Origin of the sequence: Ancylobacter defluvii (assembly GCF_018390605.1) — a bacterium.
GTDB lineage: Bacteria > Pseudomonadota > Alphaproteobacteria > Rhizobiales > Xanthobacteraceae > Ancylobacter > Ancylobacter defluvii.
In genome coordinates this window covers 26,382-42,998 of sequence record NZ_JAHBGD010000027.1, presented here as the reverse complement: position 1 = coordinate 42,998, position 16,617 = coordinate 26,382, and the positions used below count along the sequence as shown (strand labels likewise).

The following is a 16,617-nucleotide window of genomic DNA, read 5'->3' as shown; positions in this document are numbered from 1 at the left end:
GCCTATCCTTTCCCGGCGATCCGCGGCTTGGCCGCTGCCGCGCGAGCGATCGTTACCGCAGGCGCAGACCCGGGACGGGGCTGAGTGGAAACGGTGCAGCCGGCGGCATAGAGCGGGGTCCGACCCTCATCGGACGCGCCCTTGAACTGCCACCTTTATGGTGGCATATTTCGACCATGGAGAAACGACGGCCGACCTATGATCTCGAGGCCATCAAACTGGCACTGGGGTCGGTCGACCGCTTGGCGATGACGACATCGGCGCTGCGGGATGCGACGGTGCTCGGATTCGATCGTGGTGGCATCGTCGAGACGATTATCGGCATCGAGCGGCGCATGTTCTTCAAGTCGATGACAACGTTCGCCGATCATCGCGTCTGGCAGGACGTCTATCATGTGCCAGCGCGAGGATTGACGCTCTATGTGAAGTTCCAGGCGGACGTCATCACCGAGTTCACGGTCATGTCGTTCAAGGAGAAATGACCATGGCGATGAAAGAGACGGCGCTTCCCGATACCATGACGGCGCCGGAAACCGGCGAGATCCTGACACGCAGCGTGCGGCCGTTTGTGGTGGCCTATAAGGGTATCAGCCTCACGGTCGAGCTGCCCGGCTATTATCCGGCCGGCGAGGGCGATGGCATCCATGTCGGCAAGGACATGGAGGTGGTGGACGTGGCGCTGCGCACGCTGAAGGAACAGGTTGATGGCGTCCCGTCGCCGGCGACCATCCGGCGTATCCGCACCAAGCTCAATCTATCCCAGCGTGATGCCGGCGCGTTGCTCAAGGTCGGTGAGAACGCTTTCGACAAATACGAGCGCGGGCTGGTCGAGCCGAGCGGCCCGACCAGCCAGCTGATTAAGGTGCTCGATCGTCATCCGGAGATCGCCGACGAGTTGCGCTAACGGAATAAACGTTCGGAGCACTGCCATGCCGACCTGGCCGAAGGACAAATTGCTGAAGCATGGACCCGAACTGCCGATGGAGGAGCGGATCCGGCGCTACCAGCACAATATACGCGCCATCCGGGAGTCCGGATGTCCAGTGCCGACATCGGCCTACGCCGATACGCTCGACCCTGCCGAGATCGAACTCTGGTTCGCCGACAGCGCGTATCGTAGTCATCGCCTGAAAGAGGCGATCAAGGGATTGGCGAAGCTGTCCCCGGACAGCGAGATTCCTTGATTACCTGCTCTTCAAGGAATGAATGCCCCTATTCGATAAGGTCGATGCCCTCATCATATGCAGAGCTTCCGCGCATAGTTAGCGCTCCTTCGCGGATTGGGCCGTAAAGGCCAGGACGGCATTCAGGAACTTCTGCCGATCCGGCGTTGGCTGGAGATGCACATAGTGGGAGACGGCCGGAATCTCGACGAGACTGGCCGAGGCGGCACTGGTCAGATGGGCGAGAAGCGTTTGCGCATCCACCAGTCTTGACCAGAAATCATTCGCCGAGCGCAAAATCAGCACATGCGAGCGGATGAACGACGCGTCGAAGATCTGGCGCCCGTTGACCAGCTTCAGCGTGTCGGCGGTCGGGCCGGAGGGAAACCTGAAGCTCGCGGGCTCGCGCTCACGCGCGGTTTCGTCTCCCTCCATGGACAGCGCGACATAGCGATCGAGAAAGGCAGGATCGATCCCTTCGTCACGCCAGCGTCCGGCCAGGTTTTCGGCCGTCGCCAGCCGCCAGGAGCCGTGCCGCGCATAGTCCAGCTCGGCGGGATGTTGCGGGTCGCCGAATTCCGCCTGCAGACGCCACCCGCCGGCCGGACCGCTATAGGCGCCGTTGTAATAGACCAGATGGCTGATGCTCTCAGGATTGAGCGAGGCGTAATGGCCGAGCCACTGCGATCCGGTGGCCCAGCCCACCCCCGGTCGAACCGGGCCTCGCTGTCGCGAAGCTCCCGGACGAAGATCCGCAGGCCGTCCTCACTCGACACGGCAAAATCCCGGCGTAGCGGCTCGGCGCCGGCCGTCGGCGGCGCCAGCGCGGCGCAACTGACGGTGACTGCGGCGATCAAAGGGATGAAGCGCATAAATTCTCCGGCGATTGCTGGCTACTCCGCCGGAGGATGGTTCGTCCGAGCACATAAAACGATGATGCAAATGAAGGTTCTTGATATCGTGGCGATATGGAACTGCGTCACCTCCGCCATTTCCTCGCCGTCGCCGACGAACTCCACATGGGCCGAGCGGCCGAGAAGCGCCTCGTTCGGGACTATGAACAGCGCCTCGACGTCTCTGAGGCCATGATCCACATCGCGCTCGGAAGCCTCATGCTACGCAGAATCGCCCACCCTTGAACATTCTCAAACAGATGGGGTGATTGGGGTCTCAGCCTGAGGGTGGCCGCTCCGTTCGGGATGTTGGAACGTGGTCCGTGTTGAGCGGCCACAAGCATCGGGAAGGAGCAGCCATGAACTACTATGCCGGACTGGACGTGTCGCTGGAAGAGACCGCGATCTGCGTTGTGGATGGGACGGGTCGGATCGTGAAGGAGGCGCGCGCGGCGAGTGAGCCTGTCGCTCTGGCGCAGGCGTTAAGCCAGCTCGACCTGCCTCTGGAGCGCATTGGTCTGGAAGCATGCTCGCTGACGGCCTGGCTTCATGAAGGGCTTCGCGCGGCGGGCTTGCCGGCGATCTGCATCGAGACGCGCCAGGCCAATGCCGCGATGAAGACGATGCCCAACAAGACCGACCGCAACGACGCCCGCGCTCTGGCGCAGATCATGCGGACGGGCTGGTTCCGGCAGGTCCACGTCAAGAGCCGCCAAGTCGCGCGGCATGGCCCGCGCCCGCGTCGCGGTCGCCCGCAAGCTCGCCGTCATCCTCCATCGCATGTGGAGCGACGGTGCCGAGTTCCGCTGGGGCAAGGACCCCGCCAACGGCGCCACGGCCGCAGCCTGACGCCGCAGCGCCGAAACGGGAGGACCAGACACGACGCATGATCCCGAAAGGGTGAACCGGATCGTTCCCGTGGGGACGATGGGCAAGGCGATCTCGTTGAGAGTCCAGAACCTGCGGGCGCAAACCCCAAGGTCGTGAAACAGATTGAGACGCCTCGCCCTCCTGACCCCATCATGCGGCGGCCCAGCGCCGACCGCGAAGAGAAGCGTGTGACCCATGGGGCGACACGAACCGGAAAAGCCAAGATGGGGAGACCCGAACGAGCAGCTTGACCTCAACGACCCCAATCAGAGAGGACTCTCAGTCATCGAGCCCCGCAATGTACAAAAGTGGGCAACTGCTATTGCGAACACCAAGTTGGCCAGCAGTAGCCCGTGATGGAACGCAGGGCCGATATAGTCGTTGCTCGCTGGTAGGGAGGCGAAGCTATGACCACATCCGGCCTGTCCAACACCGAGCAGTTGCGCCACGATATTGATCGAGGACGCGGCGGGGACAAAGTGCCGTTCCCCGACCCAGCTGCGGCGCCCCTTGGAACTGATGACGAGGCGGCTGGTACCACGGCGAGTTCTGAGCGGGTTGAATTGGCGCGCAACGAAGTGTTGCATGCTGGTGCCGAAGATCGGCCGGGTGTGACGCATGAATCAAGCTGGGGCTTCGACGATAATCGCGGTGGAACTTCGCCGCTTCCTTTCGTGGCACGCGTTGCTCTCTGGCTGGGTTGCATCGTCATCGGCGGTGGATCCGTTGCCGCGTGGCTCGTGAGATAGCAAAGGCAGTTCGCCGTGACAGCAAAGCTGAAGGTCGCCCTCTGGCAGGAAAAAAGAGTTGGCAGAGTATCCCCTGCGCGCTGATAGCCGAGAGGATATTGCAGCCGGCGTGAATGAGGCACTCACACAGTTTGCGATGACGCTGCCACATGTGATTATCGGCGAGAAGGGTGTTTCGCTTCGGGTGGAGCCGCTCGACACCTCCGATGCCTGAGGCCCTTTTTAGTCGCCCCAGCAATACTTCACCTTAACATGTACGGAGGCCGAAGGCCTAACATACGATGGCCGTGACTTTCCCGGCATTCATCGGCAAGGTCTCGGTTGAGACGTTCTCCGGGCGGCGCGCACCACTCGTTCGGAGTAAGTCGCCGTTGGGCAAAATCTCGAACGGCGAGGCCTACCCGCTGGTAAGTGGTCCCTTGGGTGCCGGAAGCATCGCGGCTGCGACAATAATGCCGAAAAGGGCCACGACGAACGTCAGACTAAAGCCGTCAATGTATGCCAGAACGTTGGCCTCTCGTTGCACGATTGCAGCCAGCCTCGCCGTGGCACGCGCCTTGGCGTAGGCGACACCATCGGCTTGGAACATGGCCGCCCGCGCCGCTATCGCCTGCGCGATGTCGGCGTCGCCCCGAGCGACGTGCAACCCGATGAGGTTCGAGTGCGTCTGCTCCCGAATGCGCAGAAACGTCGACATGACCGCGATGCCGAACTCGACCGCAACCAGCCGAAGGATCTGAATATAGGCGGCAAAGGCCGAGGCTACCTCGGGTTTGACGCTGGTGAAATTGCCGATCATGACAGCCGTGAAGGTGATGCCCAGGCCGACAGCCTGGAAGGCTGCGATCGGGATGAAATCCACCATCCGCCATTCGTTCGTCAGATGCGTCGCCCAGAGGCTACCTGCCGCGAAGGAGGCGAACCCGGCGATCATCACGAAGCGGAAGTCGAACCTTCTGAGCAGAAGGACGCCGAGCCAGATCGTCACGCCAAGCGGCAGGGCAACCCAGACGACCAGGAACCAGCCGAACTGCTCAGGCCTCAACTGACCGATGCCGATCATGAAGCTCGGCACGAGCAGGCTGTTCGACACCGTAACGAAACTGAAGACCACGCCCGTCGCGAGGCCCAGAATGGTGTTCCTTCGCGCGAGGATCTTGGGGTTTGCCCAAGGCGCCGGCGTCGTCGCCTCGTGCACGACGAAGCAGGCCATGAGAGCCGCTCCGCCTCCCAGCATCGCGGCGATGGTTCCAGAGTTGTGCCAGTCCAGCCGATTCCCTTGATCGAGGCCGACATAGACGAGCGTGAGACTGAGGCCGAACAGCAGCATTCCGCCCCAATCCGCCCTTGCCAGCATGTCCAGGTTCGGTCGCTGCGGCATCGACCCGTACCAGGCAAGGCCGACCATGAGCAGCGCGATCGGGACATCGACCCAGTACAGCCACCGCCAGCCCCAAGTCTGGACCAGATAGCCGGTCATCCACGGCCCGGTGTTCAAGGTGAAGGCGAGGCGAAACGCATAGAGGGCGAAGGCCGGCAACCAGAGCGCGGGGGAAAGATTCCTGACGATCACCAGCAGCGTGGCCGGCACGAACAAGCCGAGCAGGAGCGCGGTGACCGCGTGAAGCGCGAACAGCTGCGCAAGGTCGGTGGTGAATGGGATCAGGGTCACCAGCAGCGCGTAGGCCAAGCCTGGCCACATCAGGATCGGGCGAATGCCGAAAACCATCACCAGCCACGGAACGGCCGGAGCGGTCAGGATCTGCGGCGCGTTCGCGACCGTCGAGAGCCATGAGGCCTCGTCCACGGAAAGGCCGAACCCGCCTCGCAGGTCGGGAAGGCCGATACCGAAGAAGCGCGTGTGATAGCTCGCGAGAAAGCAGCCAGCGAGTGCGGCGCCTACAGCCGCGTAAGGATTGGCCCGGCGTTGCCGGGCAATATCTCCGAGCGCTCCGTCGATCATTGCCGAACCTGCCCGTCGGTGTGGATGCTCGTCACGACCGACATGCCGGGGCGAAGCCGCTCGATCAGTAGCTGGCCCGGGTCGAGGGCGATGCGGACCGGAATGCGCTGGACCACCTTGGTGAAGTTTCCCGTCGCATTGTCGGGCGGCAGCAGCGCGAATTGCGAGCCGGATGCCGGCGACAGATTCTCGACATGGCCGTTCAGCGTGGCGCCCGGAAAGGTATCGACGGTCATGCTGGCCGGCTGGCCAGCGACCACGTTGGTCAGCTGGGTTTCCTTGTAGTTCGCGATCACATAGACGCGCGGCAGCGGCACGATACTAATCAGGCTGCCCCCGACGGTGACGTAGTCGCCGGGCTGAACCTGACGCTGGCCCACAATGCCGTCGAAAGGCGCCAGGATGCGTGTATATCCCAACTGAAGCCTGGCGCCGGCCAGGCTGGCTTGCGCGGTCTGCAGTTCTGCGTCCCGCTGGCCCCTAGTCCCCTCCAGAACATTGAGCTGCTCCTTCTGCGCCAGGACAGCCGCCGTCGCGGCCTGTTGCGCCGCCTTGGCGATCGCGAGATCCGCCTCGACCTGCTCCACCTTCTGCCGGGTACCATAGGTGGATTGAAGCAGATTGTATTGCCGCTCCCTCTCCTGCTCGGCCTGGACCGCGCGCGCCTGCGTGGAGGTAAGCTGGGCCTGCGCCTGGAGGATCAACGCCTTCTGCAGCGCGACCTGGTTGTCGAGGTTCTCGAGCGCCGCGCGTGCGCCGGCCACGCCGGCTTCCGCCCTCGCGACCGCGACCTCGTAGTCGGCCGGGTCTATCCGCATGAGGAGATCGCCCTGGCGGACGGACTGGTAATCGCGAACCGCGACCTCGACCACGTTTCCTGTCACGCGCGCCGCGAGCCCGGTCAACTCCGCTCGGACGGTCGCGTCGTCCGTCGACTGCACCGCCGCCACACCCAACCAGTAGTCCCATCGCGTGATGGCCAGAACCATGAAGGCGCTGACGATCGTCACCGCCACGAGCGGCAGCAGCATGCCGCCGCGGACGAGCCTGTGCTTTGTGCCTGGCTGCGGGCTCGACGCCGGCCCTTGCGGTACCGAGGGCTGGGACGTTGCCGGATAAACCTCCGCCTTCTGTTGAAAATCCGAACTGGGCGTTGCGACGGACATCTGACCTACTGCTCGTGCGTTTCATGAATTGATGTCGGCGAGCGGACACAGAGCGGGCGTCAGGGCGAACCGGACCTTTCGTCCGCCGTGAGCTGTGCTCGTGCCTGCCATGGGATCGCCGGCGCGAAGCGGCGAGATGTTCCGCCAAGATCGGCCGTTCGCGGGGCCTGCTCCCTATCGCCCCCGACAAGGCTGGGTGAGGCGACCAGGGCAATCCTAGTGAAAACGGCGGCGGGCGGTACCATACCAAGGGGGTAGCCTTCATCTGCCGAAGTTTAGTTGCAGGGAGCCTTGCGGGCTCGACAAGGCTTGTGCGGAAGCCGACTGACCGCCGCACTCGCGCGGCGCGCCGGCCTTGACGAGGCGACGAGGTCCCCGAACTGGTGCGGTTGTGTCGCCGGCTATTGAAGGCGGTCGGCGCGACGCTGCTCGTCGATGACGGGTGTACGCTCAGCGTTGCGCTTCCGACAGGATCGGACTTTCCGGCGGGACGTGGCGCCAGAATTCCCCGCGCCGGCCCATCTGGAGCCCGAAATCGAACAGCCTCACCATATAGGCCGAATCGAATTCGCTTTTCGGGACTTCGGAAAATGCTTCGGGAATGGAGACGAACGACAGATTGATATGGGCGGCCGAGCTCTCGTATATAGATTTCTGATGTTCGAGAGCGTCTGATACTTAACCATTGTTCCGACGGCTCGCTTTGCGAGATCGGGGGCACTTTGGTCGACCGCCATGTATTCCGGTTCGATCTTTCCATTTCGGATCACATATAGGTTCTTGATCCGGTGCGCGCCGAAGGCTGTGCGCTCGGCGCGATTCAAGTCGAGTCCCGGCGGGCCGAAGGTAATCTGTGAGGTGACGCCGCCATCCACGTGCAGTTCGTCATAGACGCGATCGCCGCTCCGAACCTTGATCGAAACGGGCGGAAAGATGACCGGTATCGCCGCCGAGGCGAGAAGTATATTGACGAAGAGCGTCCGGCGTTCCTTTGAGCGGCTGGCGGCGATGGCGCCCATGTCCCAGATGACCGGGCGCTGCGCGTCTATATTCGTTGTCTGGACGAGGAGGCGCCGGCCTCTGAGATGCTCCCTGGAAATCTCGTCCAGGAGATTTTCGGTGACCAGCTTCGTTATAAGATCGCGCAGTGGCGCATTATCGTACAATGACGGACCGGCGAGGGCGAATGCACCCTTGTTGATGTAGATGTCCTTGTCGCTTATCTGCGTGTATACTTCTTGAAGTGCCGTATCGTATCGCTGGCCGAGAAAGGCGAACGGAGCCGCGAGCGATCCGGTACTGACACCGGTAACGACCTCGAAAACGGGGCGATTACCATGCTGGCTCCAGCCGTTCAGCATGCCCGCGGCGAACGCGCCGTCCGCTCCGCCGCCGGACAAGGCGAGGAAGTTCGCTTCCTTGGTGCAGCGTCGGCAGCCGGAAGCGCGAACTTGCTCAAATTGCGTGTCGACATAGGAAGAGATCTCAGGCGACGTTTCGTCTCCCCAGAACCTTATCAGGCCGAACTCGGCAATATGAGTTGTATTCAATGCCGAATAGGGAAGCGGTGCCGACCGGGATGCACTGACGCAGGAGGTTAGAAACGAACACATGACGATCAGAGAAAGACGAATTATCGTCATGGTTTTATTTCCAAGGGCATTAGTATTGTGTACGATATTTCGATTTATCGAATGTTAGGGCGAATTAAGTTGATACCATATCTGTTGCTCGCTTAACGATACACGCGGTACAAACGACTTTACGTGGGGCCGTAGGTGCGTGCCATTGGGTCGAGGGAGAGGACGGGCCATACCGCGGTATAGGTGCCGGCCCCAGGTTGGGCCCGTTGAGCGGTCCGAAAGGTCACTCGGTTCGTTAGCCAAAGTCGCGCAAGTCGTCAGGGCACCGGCCGAACGGCGGGAGAACGTCGTCCGCCTAGCCGCGCCGCCCTATGGGGCTTCACCAGGAGGGACGTTCTTATGGGTTTCCATAAGATGCGGCGAAAGTCGCGCGGGGATAATAGGAGATTTCGGTTCGAAGGCCCCGCGTGAACTGGCGGCGTGCAACGAAAGAGATCGACAGCGTGGCAACCCTTGCCCCCAAGAACGGCGGATCATGAGAGCTGCGATACGGCGAAGCCGCCCGCTGCCGGCGGTGCTTTCGACCATCGTCGGCCTTGGGGCCTGCTGGCTCACGACAATGCCCTTCGGGCTGCTCGCCCCGATAGCCGGTCTCAATCTTCACGCACGCGGCCAAGGCTGGCGCTGCTGAACGCGGTGCTGGGCGCAGGGCTTGCCGTCTCGGCATTGGCAGGGATTTCCCGCGCTGCCGGGCTGGGGGATCCTGCTCTGACATGGGCCGCCTTCTTCGTCCTCGGACTTTGCATCAGGGCGATGGTGGCGGAGGGGACCGCCGTATCGGCGGACGACGAAGCGAGCGCTGTCAGGGTCCTGCCTCTTGCAGGCGAAGAAACGCCTGCCGCGACCCGCGCAACTATCGCCGGCGAGGCCGCGGCCGCTGGTCCTTCCTTGAGCCTCATCCACTCGGAGGACCGCGAACTGGCCGCCCACGCGGCCGCCCGCGCGTTCTGGACCGGCGTCCCCCAGGTCGTCCGCTATCGGCAGCTCCAGGCCGATGGCAACTATCGCTGGATCGAGACGCGATCCGAGCCCGATTACAGCATCAGCGTCGACATAGACGACGTGATCACCGACAGGCAGCCGCCCGCATGGGCTGCGGAACCGGACGGCGATCACGACCGGGACGTGATGCAGGCGGCGAAGATCATCGAGAGCCTGTTCGGTAACGGATGGGCGTTCGATGCCGAGGGGAGATGGATCTACCTTCACCCGTTCGCCCAGAATTCCCTCGGGGTGACGCTGGACGATCTGAATGCCTCGCTGAAGGAGGGGCACACGGCCTGGAAACGGCTGCTGCATCCCGAGGATTACGAACCGATCGCCGCCGCATGGCGTCATTGCCTGCGGACCGGGGACCACTTCAATGTCGAGTTCCGCTTCCGGCGTGCGAGCGGCGCCTATGTCTGGGCCCGGACGCGGCGCGGCCGAGCCGTGACAGCGAGGGGCGTATCACCGGATGGTTCAGTATCGCCCTCGATATCAACGTCTACAAGAAGACCGTCGCGGCGCTCCGCAATCGGGAGCGCGAGCTTTCGCAACTGGTCGACATGGTGCCCAGCCATCTCTGGAGGCTGACGCCCGACGGCGAGCCGAGCTTCTTCAACCGGCGCATGATCGACTTCCTCGGCACGGACGTTGCCGACATCGACCTGCCGAGCATGAGCCGGCTGGACGCGTTCATGGGGATCATTCACCCGGAGGATGTGGCGGGATTCAGGGAGAAGGTAGAGCGTTGCCTCATCACCGGGGACGGCTTCGACCTGCGCTATCGCCTGCGCCGGGTCGATGGTGTCTATCGCTGGATGTCGAGCCGCGCGGAACCCCTGCGCGATCAGGCCGGGCGCATCGTGCAATGGCACGGCGTCTGTCACGACATCGATGATGAAGTGCGGGCCGAGGAAGCGCTGCGGCGGAGCGAGCGGGAGCTCCAGCAACTGATCGACGCCCTGCCGATTTATATCTGGAGCTGTCCGCCTCGATCGCCCATAAGGTGAACCAGCCGCTGACGGCGATCGTCGCGAATTCCCACGCTTGCCAGCGTTGGCTCTAGGTGGAAACCCCCAACATCGAGCGGGCCCAGAGGATCGTGGAACGCATCATCCGTGATGCCAATTCGGCAGTGGATGTCGTCGGCCGCGTCCGCGCGCTGTTCAGGCAGTCGACGGATGCCCGCGGCACCACGTCGCTCGCAAGCATCCTCTCGAAGACCCGCGAACTGCTGGCCGACGAGTCCCTACGGCGTCACACGTCCGGGTCGAGGTCGATGCTGAAGAAGGGTTGCCGCCGCTCACGCTCGACCGCGTTCAAATTCAGCAGGTGCTGATCAACCTTATCCGCAACGGCATGGACGCGATGGATACGGTCGGAGATGACAAGGCCATCGGGTTGCGCGTTCGGCGCGATGTCAATGCGGTTCAGATCGAGATCCGCGACCGCGGCCAAGGCATCGTATTTCCCGAAAGAATATTCGAGCCATTTTTCACGACGAAAGAGCACGGAATGGGCATGGGACTGGCGATTTGTCGTTCGATTGTCGAAGCGCATGGGGAGCGGCTTTGGGCCGAGAATAACGAGCCTCATGGCGCAGCGTTCATTTTCACGCTGCCGATCGGGCCGAAGGCGGCGGCATGATGACGGAGAGCCATACGGTGTTCATTGTGGATGACGATGAGCGCATTCGCGAAGCACTCGAAGAATTGTTGGCGTCGCACGGTATGCGGGCCGTCACCTTCGCATCCGCGCGGGACTATGTGAGCGCGGACAAGGCGAATGTTCCAGCGTACCTCCTTCTCGATGTCGAGCTGCCAGACATAAACGGCCTCAAGTTGCAGAACCAGCTTGCGCGGCGCAATCACCCGCCGATCGTTTTCATAACAGGGCACGGCGATATCTCTTCGTCAGTGCGAGCGATGAGACACGGTGCCATCGATTTTCTGACCAAGCCGATCAGCGAGACCGTGCTCCTGACCGCGGTACACGCTGCGATCGAACAGGATCGAAAGAGTCGGACGGAGCATGCTGAACTCGAAGAATGGCGGCAGCGCTACCTCGAACTTTCGCCGCGCGAGCGCGAGGTGCTCTCTCTCGTTGTGAGCGGACTTCTCAATAAGCAGGCCGCGGCCGAACTGGGGATCAGCGAGGTCGCCCTGCAACTCCACCGCCGCAGCGTGATGCAAAGAATGGCGGTTGCGACGCTCGCCGATCTCGTGCGTATCGCGGAGCGCTTAGCCATACCGATTACCCATTCGCGCTGAGAGGGAAGGCCGCACGTGTGAAGAAGGGCCTGTGGTGATGATTGTCGACGAAGATCGAAGAACTCCGTCACGAGCGGGGCTTCTGGAGCCGTGGCTGTGCGCGACCTCGTCAGTGGGTTCGGCCCGACTTGCCGGTGTTTCTGATCAGCGCTCGTCAGGAGCTTGTTGATCGCGCTCAGGGCTTGCGACCGCTGGCATCTCGCTTCGCGATGAGCAAACGCCCAAGTTGCCTTGGTGCCCGCCCAATCGCCTGAGAGCATTCAGGCCGACCTAGCATTTGAAGACCAGAACCTATCCCTCAGCATAGTATAGGCCCGCAATCGAGAATGCGATCATCCCAACATTTCCGAGCGACGGCGCCATCACCGGCAAATCGCTCGCATGAGGGGGAATGGTCTCGATATGAAAAAGCGACTTGTAATCATCGGCGCCGGATTTGCCGGCATGTATGCGGCCTTGTCGGCAGCGCGCCTGCGCGACAAGGAGAATGTCTCGATCGAGGCGCTCGAGATCATGCTGGTTTCTCCAGAGCCACGACTGGTAATCCGCCCTCGTCTTTACGAACCCAAGCCGGAGACGTTGACCGCGCCGCTCGATGATGTCCTCTCGGCCATCGACGTGACCTACGTGCGGGGCACGGTGGCGGCCGTCGACACAAGCAAACAGTCGATCGAAATCGCGGATGGCACAGGTAAGACCTATGCTGAGAGCTACGACAGGCTGGTTCTCGCCACCGGCAGCTGCCTCTTTCGTCCGCCGATTCCCGGATTGGCCGAGTTCGCTTTCAGCGTCGATCAACTTGACGACGCCATCAAGCTCGATCGTCACCTCCAGGCGTTGCCGCGGCGGCCCACGTCGGCGGCACGTGAAACGGTCGTCGTGGTCGGCGGCGGTTTTACCGGAATCGAGGCAGCAACGGAGTTGCCAGCGCGGCTGCGCGCGGTCTTCGGCACGGCGGAGGGGACGCGAGTCGTTCTTGTCGAGCGAAACGATGCGGTCGTTCCCGATCTGGGGCCAGGGCCGCGCCCCATTGTCGAAGCCGCACTGAGCAAGCTCGGGATCGAAACCCGCGTCGGTCTTGGGGTCACGGCTGTCGACGCCGCGGGCGTTACGCTGTCAAATGGAGAGCATATCGCCAGTGAGACCGTTATCTGGGCGGCGGGTATTCAAGCGGCGCCTCTCACCGAGCAGATTCCTGCCGAGCGCGACCGGTCCGGCCGCCTCGTCGTAGACCGAGAGCTTCGCGTTCCTGGCGTTCCCGGCGTGTTCGCAACCGGCGACGCCGCCAAGGCCGCCAGCGACGACATCGGCAACTACGCGCTGATGTCGTGTCAGCACGCGACGCGATTAGGCGCGTTTGCCGGCAACAACGCTGCCGCCGAACTGCTTAGCCTGCCCACGCTCCCTTATCACCAAGAGGCATATGTGACCTGCCTGGATCTGGGCGCAGCCGGCGCGGTCTTCACGCGTGGCTGGGACCGCAAGGTGGAACTCGTCGGCGACGAGGCCAAAGCATATAAGCGGGAAATTAATACGGTGTGGATCTATCCGCCACGAGCCGAACGCACCGCCGCTCTGGCTTCTGCCGATCCGGAACAAGTGACAAATCTGTAGCGCAGGCTTGCCCTTGCGGCCTCCATGAGGTGGAGCCGTCCAATCCCAGCGATGCGGCGCTGTTGTTGGCCGGCCCCCCTTCAAGGTGTAAAAGAGCGGTGCAATCTCGGCGATCGACTGTTAAGGCACGTCACAGGGTTTAGCGTGCTCTATATCTGTCAGCCTGCGGGTGGGTGCCGCCCGAGCGGTCGCTCAGTAGTCCCACCAGGCAGGTACCCAGCGAAAGAGCTGGCCTTCAGCGGCCACGCGACCGACGGATGGGAATGGCATATGCGTGGACACCAGCCAGGAGCCGGTCGTCGCCAGTTCCTGCATCAGGCGCAGCCGAACACGGGTCGCCTCCTCGGGATCGTGTTCGAAACCGTTATGCCATTCGGGGTGGTCGAACGAGACCGGGAATATGGCGTCGCCGCCGAACATCAGCCGGTCGTTGCCGGACGCGATGCGGACCACGCTGTGGCCAGGGGTATGGCCGCCGGTGCGAGTGACGACCACCCCCGGCGCAACCTGCTGGTTCTGCTCGAAGGTGCGCAGCTCGGCGCGGTACACCTCCAAAAAGCGCTTCGACGCATGTCTGGCAATCTCCGCAAGATCCGGCGGCATGCCGGTGCGGGAGAAATCAGGCGCTTCCCAGAATTTGGCCTCGGCAGCGGACACATGGACCCGTAGGTCCGGACGCATCTGCTCCTTCACCCCTTCGACGAGAAGCCCCCCGACATGATCAAAGTGCATATGCGTCAGCACCACGTCGGTCACAGAAGCCAGATCGACGCCGGCCGCCGCCAGTCGATGGCCGAACAGCCCGGCCCGCGTGAAATCCGGGACCTCGCCGCCAATTCCACTGTCGATGAGAATGGTTTGGTTCCCGCTGCGCACCACGACCGCGTTCAGCGCCCAATCGAAGGTATCGTGCGCCAGGAACGAACGGTCCAGCCAGGCGTTCCGGGTCGCCGGGTCGGCATTGGTCGCCATCGACTCGGCCGGCGGCTCCAGAACACCGTCGCTGATCACCAGTACATCGATCTCGCCGACCCGGACCGCGTAACGCGACGGAACCAAATCGTCGCGCTCCTGCCTTTCGTCGGATGGGGTATCGATGTTCTTCTTTGTTTGTGGCTGTCTCATTTGAGCCTCCTGCAGATCCTGTCAACTCAGCCGTATCGGCCACCTCCGTCAGCGACGTCGGCGTCGGCAAGTAGGCTCGGATCTGGTGCCCGGCGAAATCAAACGGAGGTCTATTCGATTTGAACCAACGTCCAGGGAATGCCCTCCCCAGCGGATAGGCTTCCATCCGCATTTCGGACATTCGACGACCTTGCGCTAGCTGAAAGCGGATTTTCCATCGAGAAGTGATGGAGTGGATGCCCCTCCCGACGGCATCGAGTGTGCCAGATTGATGTTTGCACCAACGTCACATTGAGGAGGTGAATTAGGTTAGCATTATCGGCCTGGACCTCGTAAAACGGGTCTTCCAGCTTCACGGCGGGCATCTCGACGGGAGCGTGGCCTTTCGCCGGAAGCTTTCGCGCCATCATCTGCTGACATTCCTGTCCAATCGGCCCCGTTGTGTGGTGGCGATGGAAGCCTGCGCGACGGCTCACTATTGGGCCCGGGCGAGATTGGTCATAAGGTCCGCCTCATTCCTCCAGCCTACGTCAAGCCTTTCGTCAAGCGCCAGAAGATCGACGCGGCCGACGCCGAAGCAATCGCGGAGGCGGCCAGCAGGCCGACGATGCGTTTCGTGGTGGCCAAGACGACCGCGTAGCAGGCCGGTGCCATGGTTTTCCGGACACGGGACCTCTTCGTCCGTCAACGCACCCAGTTGATCAATGCCTTGCGCGGGCACCTCGCTGAGCACGGCGTTGTCGCGCCACAGGGCGTGCTGAACGTGAAGGCCCTTGCCGATATCATAGAAGACACAGCGTCCGGCCTTGACCTGCTGGTTGTAGAAACCGCTCAGCTCTATCTGGAACAGATAGAGCTCTTTGTCGCTGAGGATCATCACGCTCGAGAAGGCACTTCGGAATGAAGCTGCGCAAGCCACCACCACGTCCCGGCTGATGATCATGCCCGGCATAGGGCCCGTGACAGCCATGGCTATCGAGGCGTTTGCACCGGCGATGACGACATTCAAGCGCGGCCGGGATTTCGCCGCCTGGCTAGGGCTGGTGCCGAGGCAGAATTCCAGTGGTGGCAAGCAGGCGCTCGGCAGCATATCGAAGATGGGCCAGCGCGATATTCGGCGCCTGCTCATCATTGGCGCCATGGCTGTGCTCTGATCGGTTAGCCGCAAGGGGCTCCCCGATGGTTCCTGGATTACCGGCATGCTGTCGCGCAAACCGCGCAAGCTTGTAGCCATTGCCCTAGCGAACAAGATGGCCCGAGCCGCATGGGCCATGCTGTCGAGGAATGAGGATTACAGGGCACCAGTCGCTGTTCCTGCCTGATCGCAACGATCCAGGGTTGACAACGTCGGCGTGTGGGAAGGTCAACGCATGTAAGGGCAAAGTGATCGGTCAGAGCGATCTGGAAAAGCATGCGGGTCAGTGAGCCACTCAAGCTCGCAGAAGTGATTTGCACCAGATCTGCGCATCTCCATACCGGCCGGCGGTCAATAACTGGCCGCTTCAAAGGCATGATACATGACCGAAAGGACGCCGGAGCAGCATCCCCGGCGTCACGGGAAGCTTTACCTTCGAACGAACCCGCTGTTCGACGACGTCTTCCGCTCTTTCGATCACGGCCTGCCGGCCGTCGGCGCGTTGCCGACCTTCAATGTCGGTTGGCCGAGCGTCGAGATCTCCAAGACCGACAAGGAGATCAACGTGACGGCGGAGATCCCCGGCCTCAAGGAAAAGGACGTCGATGTGCTGCTCGACAACGGTGTGCTGACGCTGAAGGGCGAGAAGCGCTTGGAGACGCAAGATAAGGAGAGGCAGTTCTCCGAACGATTCTACGGCCACTTCGAGCGGCGTTTTCCGTTGGGCGTGGAGGTCAAGGAGGACAGGATCGATGCGCATTTCAGGAACGGCGTACTGAGCGTCGTGCTGGCGAAAAGCGCGAAGGCGCAGTCGCAGGTGAAGCGCGCCGCGATCAAGCACTGAGACCATCGCGGTCGGCTGGCCAGCTGCCGGTCGCATCCTTCGCCGAGAGGGAGGGATGAGATGCTGGAGACCGTCAGAGAGGCAGGTCGAGCGCGCTGCAAGGGTCGGAGCCTTGACTTCGAGCACCGCCGCCCACCGGCCATCGAGCCGCTGGTGGGCTGAACGGCCGGCGGCGACACGCGGCTCTCGGCTTCTCGG

Annotated in this window: 13 protein-coding genes and 5 pseudogenes; 13 read left to right on the top strand and 5 right to left on the bottom strand. The window is 62.4% G+C overall.

Annotated elements, in window-relative coordinates; genetic code table 11:
* Positions 1-176: 176 nt before the first annotated feature.
* The 3 genes from KHC24_RS22445 to KHC24_RS22435 are packed head-to-tail and all read left to right on the top strand — an operon-like array spanning position 177 to position 1,184.
* Entirely contained in the window at positions 177-482 is a 306-nt protein-coding gene (locus tag KHC24_RS22445) for a type II toxin-antitoxin system MqsR family toxin (protein ID WP_213366108.1), read from the top strand.
* Between the two features lie 2 nt (positions 483-484).
* Positions 485-904 (top strand): type II toxin-antitoxin system MqsA family antitoxin, encoded by a 420-nt coding sequence (locus tag KHC24_RS22440; RefSeq protein ID WP_213366105.1) that lies wholly within the window; start codon positions 485-487, stop codon positions 902-904.
* Positions 905-929: 25 nt separating this feature from the next.
* Complete coding sequence (locus tag KHC24_RS22435) at positions 930-1,184, top strand: hypothetical protein (protein WP_213366103.1); 255 nt, start codon at positions 930-932, stop codon at positions 1,182-1,184.
* Positions 1,185-1,262: 78 nt separating this feature from the next.
* Here KHC24_RS22435 and KHC24_RS22430 read toward each other — a convergent pair whose 3' ends face one another.
* Positions 1,263-1,868 carry an alpha/beta hydrolase gene (locus KHC24_RS22430; protein ID WP_213366101.1) on the bottom strand — a complete coding sequence of 202 codons (606 nt, stop codon included), beginning with the start codon at positions 1,866-1,868 and terminating at the stop codon, positions 1,263-1,265.
* Between the two features lie 332 nt (positions 1,869-2,200).
* Between KHC24_RS22430 and KHC24_RS22425 the strand changes: the two are divergent.
* The 4 genes and pseudogenes from KHC24_RS22425 to KHC24_RS22410 all read left to right on the top strand — a co-directional run.
* Positions 2,201-2,302: pseudogene (locus KHC24_RS22425) on the top strand (IS5/IS1182 family transposase); the annotation flags it as partial.
* 113 nt (positions 2,303-2,415) lie between these two features.
* A pseudogene (locus KHC24_RS22420) lies at positions 2,416-2,772 on the top strand (IS110 family transposase); the annotation flags it as partial.
* Positions 2,773-3,333: 561 nt separating this feature from the next.
* Entirely contained in the window at positions 3,334-3,675 is a 342-nt protein-coding gene (locus KHC24_RS22415) for a hypothetical protein (protein ID WP_246547515.1), read from the top strand.
* 58 nt (positions 3,676-3,733) lie between these two features.
* A complete protein-coding gene (locus KHC24_RS22410; protein ID WP_213366098.1) occupies positions 3,734-3,889 on the top strand; it encodes a hypothetical protein in 156 nt (51 codons plus the stop codon).
* Between the two features lie 183 nt (positions 3,890-4,072).
* Here the strand turns inward: KHC24_RS22410 and KHC24_RS22405 are convergent, their stop codons facing one another.
* The 3 genes from KHC24_RS22405 to KHC24_RS22395 form a co-directional block, all read right to left on the bottom strand.
* A complete protein-coding gene (locus KHC24_RS22405) occupies positions 4,073-5,638 on the bottom strand; it encodes an MFS transporter (protein WP_213366095.1) in 1,566 nt (521 codons plus the stop codon).
* Positions 5,635-6,669, bottom strand: a complete 1,035-nt coding sequence (locus KHC24_RS22400) for an HlyD family secretion protein (protein WP_213366092.1) — start codon at positions 6,667-6,669, stop codon at positions 5,635-5,637. The genes KHC24_RS22405 and KHC24_RS22400 overlap by 4 nt, the downstream gene beginning before the upstream one ends.
* Before the next feature lie 680 nt (positions 6,670-7,349).
* On the bottom strand, positions 7,350-8,447 hold the full coding sequence (locus tag KHC24_RS22395) for a patatin-like phospholipase family protein (protein WP_213366089.1): 1,098 nt from the start codon (positions 8,445-8,447) through the stop codon (positions 7,350-7,352).
* A 753-nt stretch (positions 8,448-9,200) separates the two neighbouring features.
* Between KHC24_RS22395 and KHC24_RS25675 the strand changes: the two are divergent.
* From KHC24_RS25675 to KHC24_RS22380, 4 genes and pseudogenes are all read left to right on the top strand, one after another.
* Positions 9,201-9,419: pseudogene (locus KHC24_RS25675) on the top strand (hypothetical protein); the annotation flags it as partial.
* Between the two features lie 318 nt (positions 9,420-9,737).
* Positions 9,738-11,078, top strand: a pseudogene (locus KHC24_RS25670) (PAS domain-containing protein); the annotation flags it as partial.
* Positions 11,075-11,701 (top strand): response regulator transcription factor, encoded by a 627-nt coding sequence (locus KHC24_RS22385; protein WP_213366086.1) that lies wholly within the window; start codon positions 11,075-11,077, stop codon positions 11,699-11,701. The pseudogene KHC24_RS25670 and the gene KHC24_RS22385, both read left to right, overlap by 4 nt.
* A 402-nt stretch (positions 11,702-12,103) precedes the next feature.
* Positions 12,104-13,315 carry an NAD(P)/FAD-dependent oxidoreductase gene (locus tag KHC24_RS22380; RefSeq protein ID WP_213366083.1) on the top strand — a complete coding sequence of 404 codons (1,212 nt, stop codon included), beginning with the start codon at positions 12,104-12,106 and terminating at the stop codon, positions 13,313-13,315.
* Positions 13,316-13,507: 192 nt separating this feature from the next.
* Here the strand turns inward: KHC24_RS22380 and KHC24_RS22375 are convergent, their stop codons facing one another.
* Positions 13,508-14,440 (bottom strand): MBL fold metallo-hydrolase, encoded by a 933-nt coding sequence (locus tag KHC24_RS22375; RefSeq protein WP_213366080.1) that lies wholly within the window; start codon positions 14,438-14,440, stop codon positions 13,508-13,510.
* Between the two features lie 314 nt (positions 14,441-14,754).
* Here KHC24_RS22375 and KHC24_RS22370 point away from each other — a divergent pair.
* Positions 14,755-15,762 (top strand): annotated as a pseudogene (locus tag KHC24_RS22370) (IS110 family RNA-guided transposase).
* A gap of 195 nt (positions 15,763-15,957) precedes the next feature.
* Positions 15,958-16,419 carry an Hsp20/alpha crystallin family protein gene (locus KHC24_RS22365; protein WP_213366077.1) on the top strand — a complete coding sequence of 154 codons (462 nt, stop codon included), beginning with the start codon at positions 15,958-15,960 and terminating at the stop codon, positions 16,417-16,419.
* The last annotated feature ends 198 nt before the right edge of the window (positions 16,420-16,617 follow it).

What these genes read in the sequence shown, in the direction of transcription:
- KHC24_RS22435 (WP_213366103.1), top strand. Translation starts at nt 930, where the DNA reads ATGCCGACCTGGCCGAAGGACAAATTGCTGAAGCATGGACCCGAACTG.
- KHC24_RS22445 (WP_213366108.1), top strand. Translation starts at nt 177, where the DNA reads ATGGAGAAACGACGGCCGACCTATGATCTCGAGGCCATCAAACTGGCA.
- KHC24_RS22440 (WP_213366105.1), top strand. Translation starts at nt 485, where the DNA reads ATGGCGATGAAAGAGACGGCGCTTCCCGATACCATGACGGCGCCGGAA.
- KHC24_RS22415 (WP_246547515.1), top strand. Translation starts at nt 3,334, where the DNA reads ATGACCACATCCGGCCTGTCCAACACCGAGCAGTTGCGCCACGATATT.
- KHC24_RS22405 (WP_213366095.1), bottom strand. Translation starts at nt 5,638, where the DNA reads ATGATCGACGGAGCGCTCGGAGATATTGCCCGGCAACGCCGGGCCAAT.
- KHC24_RS22375 (WP_213366080.1), bottom strand. Translation starts at nt 14,440, where the DNA reads ATGAGACAGCCACAAACAAAGAAGAACATCGATACCCCATCCGACGAA.
- KHC24_RS22400 (WP_213366092.1), bottom strand. Translation starts at nt 6,669, where the DNA reads ATGCTGCTGCCGCTCGTGGCGGTGACGATCGTCAGCGCCTTCATGGTT.
- KHC24_RS22385 (WP_213366086.1), top strand. Translation starts at nt 11,075, where the DNA reads ATGATGACGGAGAGCCATACGGTGTTCATTGTGGATGACGATGAGCGC.
- KHC24_RS22365 (WP_213366077.1), top strand. Translation starts at nt 15,958, where the DNA reads ATGACCGAAAGGACGCCGGAGCAGCATCCCCGGCGTCACGGGAAGCTT.
- KHC24_RS22380 (WP_213366083.1), top strand. Translation starts at nt 12,104, where the DNA reads ATGAAAAAGCGACTTGTAATCATCGGCGCCGGATTTGCCGGCATGTAT.
- KHC24_RS22395 (WP_213366089.1), bottom strand. Translation starts at nt 8,447, where the DNA reads ATGACGATAATTCGTCTTTCTCTGATCGTCATGTGTTCGTTTCTAACC.